The organism is Streptomyces lonarensis (assembly GCF_012033735.1).
GTDB classification, from domain to species: Bacteria; Actinomycetota; Actinomycetes; order Streptomycetales; family Streptomycetaceae; genus Streptomyces; species Streptomyces lonarensis.
In genome coordinates, this window is sequence record NZ_JAAVJD010000305.1 from 1 (window position 1) to 5135 (window position 5135).

Sequence of the window (5135 nt, forward strand, 5' to 3'; positions counted from 1 at the left end):
CCTCCGCCAACCCACCGAACACGAATTCTTCGCCCAACTCACCAACACCTGGCTCGGAACAAACGCCGGACACGACCGCTACACCGGCCTCCCCATGCACAACACCCAACAATGGGTCCACAACTTCGTCCACCGCACCACCACCCACCAACCCCACGTTCAACTCCTCGTCCCCCTTCTCACCGAGCTCTACGGAACCACCCGCAACCCCGACCTCACCACGCCCAACCCCCGCGACGCCATCCGCACCGAAGACCACACCTGGGCAGCCTTCCGCACCCTCCTCGACCCCCACACCACCACCACCGATGCGGCCGACACCCCCACGCCGGCCCCTCGCATCGTCACCACCAGCGACGCTCTCGCGGCACCCACCCCCCACGCGAACGACGCCCTTGCCAACCTCCTCGCGGACGCCGCCGGCCCCGACATCATCAGCTATCCGAACTACAACCAGCTCGTCTTCATCCTTCACAAGGCGCGGCCGGCGTTCGGGCGATTCCATTACCGGTTGCAGACCATCACCAAGTTGATCATGGGGCTTCATCCGAACTACCCCGTCGGTCGGCAGGAGATCATCACCGCTCTGGAGTGGGCCACACAGGCCGACATGCACAACCAGGCAAACACCGTCGCCGAGATCGCCGCCTTCGTCCGGGCCCGGACCGACCCGTCCGTGCTCGCGCAGAACTACATCCAGCTGAACGTGCCGGAGCTGGCCGGCTGGGCCACCGACCCCCGCTCGGTGGCCACCTACGCTCGGATGGCGGACCAGGGAAATATCTGGCGCGGGTCCCGTCAGGCCGGGTACCCGGGCGGCCGGGCTCTCATCGCCAAGATGTCGTACAACAACTTCCACGATCTGCAGAGCAAGGTCGGACCACAGGAGGCATGGCACAGCGATGTCCGTGGCCGCGTGGAGCAGGCCCTGCGGAACCGGGTGCTTCACCACTACACCACTGCTGATCGGGTGGGTGCCCTTCTCGCTCCGGGATCCGGCGGTGTGCTGAAGTCCAAGAATCAACTCATGTGGGAGACCGCCGGCACGGCGACCAACAACACACCTGCCTTTGACCAGGTCGAGTTCGCCAACGACGCGTTCGTCTTCTTCTTCCTCGCCGCTCCCGACGCTACCTTCCGTCCGAGCCGTTTCGGCGCCGGGACAGCCGGGCCGGTACGCGTCGCGCTGTCGCAGCAGGCGATGCTCGACAACGGTTGGATCATGCTCACCGATCTCGCCGACCGGGAGTGGCCCACCCTTCGCGCGGACATCAGGGGAAACCTGCTCTCCTACCGCAACGACTCGGACACCGCCGCGAACTCCCCCGAAGCACGGATGCAGGCGGCGCAGCGACAGATCGCCGCCATCTGGCGAAACGACCACAGCAACCTCAATGAGATGGCCAACGTCATCACCAGCTCGCTGTCCCGCGGCTTCAAGCGGAAGTCCAACCAGTTGGAGCAGTGGCACGTCGAGACCATTGTGCACTTCGCGCAGCTCAACAAGGAGATCCGGGAGAAGTTCCGCGCCACCGGCACGTGGGACACGCTGCAGGGGCACATCGCCGACCTGAACAAGTACCGCAAGAAGAGTCGCCACTTCAGCCGCCAGGTCCGCCGCTACTGGCCGCAGATCTCCTACAGTGTCGCGAGCAACTGGGCGTATCCGATGGGCGGCGGGACGACCCGCCACATCGACGGCTCGGCCCGCTCCGGCAAGGAACCAGCGCGCCTGGCGGGTCAGTTCAGCGACACCACGGACTTCCTCGACAACAATGTGTTGGCCGGGGCGCACATCGTGCCCGGCTTGGCGCTCCGGGCCGTGCTGGAGATCCAGCGCATCGAGCAGCGTGGCGGGAACCAGGCGCTGGTGGACCGGCTGAAGAACATGACCGGCGACCAACTCGTCGACACGCTGATGAAGGACTTCATCCGCCCCCAGGTCATGGTCCCCGGACCCGTCCCCATCACCCGTGACAACATCCAGTACCCACCCACCATCAGCACTACCTCGACGACGGCGTTGGCGGCGCCCGGGCCCCACACCAACGACACCTTCAAGGACCTACTCGCCGACGCCGCAGGCCCGGACATCACCAGCTACGCCTACTACGGCGAGCTGATTCAGACCCTCGGCGATGTGAAGTCCGCGTTCGAGCCCCACCAGTACAACCTCGAAGCCATCACCCGACAGATCCTCGGCATGAAGGCAGACGCACCGGTCGGCATGGCCGACATCATCGAGGCACTGGAATGGTCCGGCCAGGCCCACATGCACAACGAGGCCGGCACCGTCGCCGACATCGCCTCCTACGTGCTGGACATGAAGACCCAGCCCAACAGCCCCCGCTCCGAGGTCGACGAAGCCGCTCTCGCACAGCAGCACATCGAGCAGCACATCCCCGAGCTGGCCACCTGGGCCGACACCCCCGCCGCCGACGCCGCCTACACCCACATGACCCGCGACGGCAACCTCTGGCAGCTCGCCCGCGCCCGACACGGATACCCCCAGGGCCGCGCCCTGATCGCGCAGATGTCACAGGAGAACCTGCGGGACCTGAACAACGAGATCGGCACCGCCCAGGACTGGCGCCAGGACGTCCGCACCCGACTCGAACAGGCACTGACCAACCGCGTCCTGCACCACTACACCACCGCCGACCGCGTCACGACCATGCTCGCCCCCGGCAACGGCGTCATGAAGTCCAAGCTGAAACTGATGCTCGACACCGCCGGCATGGCGGAGAACAACACCCCCGAACTCGACAAGGTCGAATTCGCCAACGACGGATTCGTGTTCTTCTTCCTCGCCGACCCGAACGCACCCTTCCGCGACAGCCGCTTCGCACAGGGCTCCGGCGGCCCCGCCCGCATCACCGTCCCCCAGAGCCGACTCACCGACAGCGGCTGGCTCATGGTCACCGACTTCTACGACCGGGAATGGCCCACCCTCCGCGCCGACGCCGACGGCAACCTCCTCTCCTACCGCCGCGACACCGAGGACAAAGCCCACTCACCCGAAGCAAAACTCCACGACGCCGGCATCCACACCAAGAACCTCTGGAACCGCGGAAAGAACGCAGAGTTCAACGACGGAGTGAAACTCTCCGCAATCGACCTCCACAACGCGGCCCGCAACAACCCCGACTTCACCCCCGGCGACATCAAGGACATCGTCGCCTTCGCCAAGACCTACCAGGAGACCAAGGACGGACTGGCCGCCACCGGCGACTGGGAAACCCTCCAACAACACAACACCGCACGCGACCAGCACCTCGCCACCAGCCAGCGATTCGACCGCCAAGTCCGCCGCTACTACCCCCACATCACAGGATTCATCGACTACTCGACCGAGGGCGGCACCACCCGCCACATCGACGGCGAGGCACGCGACGGGAAAGAACCGGCACGCACCAACAACCAGTTCACCGACCGCGCCGACCAACTCCGCAACAACATCCTCGCCGGCCCCCACATCATCCCCGGACTCGCCGCCCGCGGCGTCCTCGAAATCCTGCGCATCGAACAACAAGGCGGCCACCAAACCCTGGTCGACCAACTGAAGAACATGACCGGCGACCAACTCGTCGACACGCTGATGAAAGACTTCATCCGCCCCCAGGTCATGATCCCCGACACCGTCCCCATCACCCACGACAACATCCAGTACCCACCCACCACCAACACCACCACCTCAACAACAGCGCTGGCCGCCCCCGGCCCCCACAACAACGACTCCCTCAAGGACCTGCTGGCGGACGCCGCGGGGCCGGACATCACCAGCTACGCCTACTACAGCGAGCTGATCCAGACCCTCGGCGATGTGAAGTCCGCGTTCGAGCCCCACCAGTACAACCTCGAAGCCATCACCCGACAGATCCTCGGCATGAAGGCAGACGCACCGGTCGGCATGGCCGACATCATCGAGGCACTGGAATGGTCCGGCCAAGCCCACATGCACAACGAGGCCGGCACCGTCGCCGACATCGCCTCCTACGTGCTGGACCAGAAGACCCAGCCCAACACCCCGCAGGACCCCGCGGACGTGCCCCCGCAACCGGACCCCGAAGCGGTAGCACAGCAGCACATCGACCAGTACGTCCCGGCTCTGTCCGCGTGGGCCCAAGAACCGAGTTCGGCCGCCGCGTACACCCGCCTCTCCGGCTGGGGCAACATCTGGGCCGGCGCGCTCGCCTACGGTTACCCTGCCGGACGAGCGCTCATCGCCCAGATGTCCCAGGACAACGTCCGGGACATGGACAACGAGATCGGCCAACCGGAAGCTTGGCACCAGGATGTCCGCGCCCGGTTGGAACAGGCACTGAGCAACCGGGTCCTGCACCACTACACCACCGCCGACCGCGTCGAGACGATGCTGCCGCAGGGCCTGCCGCACGAGATGAAGTCGAAGGCCCAGCTCATGTGGGAGACCGCCGGCACGGCGGCCAACAACACTCCCCCCTTCGACCAGATCGAGTTCGCCAACGACGCGTTCGTCTTCTTCTTCCTCGCCGACCCCGACGCGCCGTTCCGCGACAGCCGCTTCGGACAGGGCGGCGGCGGGCCCGCCCGGATAGCGCTCCCTCAGAGCCGACTCACCGACAGCGGCTGGCTCATGCTCACCGACTTCCACGACCGTGAGTGGCCGACTCTCCGCGCCGACGACGAGGGAAACCTTCTCTCCTACCGCCGCGACGCCCCGGGCAAGGACAACTCACCGGAAGCCCGGATGAAGTCCGCCCGCTACTTCATCGGTGACATCTGGAACGACGGCGGTCGCGCCGATCTCGACCAGCGTGCCGGGGCGGCAAGCAGCGACCTGGCCCGTGCCCTCGCCAACGACCCCGCCGCGCTGGACACCGCGACAGTCGAGCGGATTGTGAGCTTCGCGGAGGTCAACAAGGAAATCCGCGAGAAGCTGCGGGCGGACAACGAGTGGGACGCCCTTCAGCAGCACTCCGCGGACCGAGAGAAGCACCTCAACAGCAGTCTCCGTTTCGACCAGCAGGTGCGCCGCTACTGGCCGCAGATGATCTACAGCGCTGCCAGTAACTGGTCCTATCCGATGCGTGGGGGGACGACTCGGCACATCGACGGCGAGGCACGTGACGGGAAGGAGCCGGCGCGGGCGAACA

General features: G+C 66.0%; 1 protein-coding gene. It reads left to right on the forward strand.

Annotated elements, in window-relative coordinates; all coding sequences use genetic code 11:
- A partial coding sequence (locus tag HCN56_RS23320; RefSeq protein ID WP_209313096.1) for a hypothetical protein occupies positions 1-5135 on the forward strand: 5135 nt, incomplete at both ends.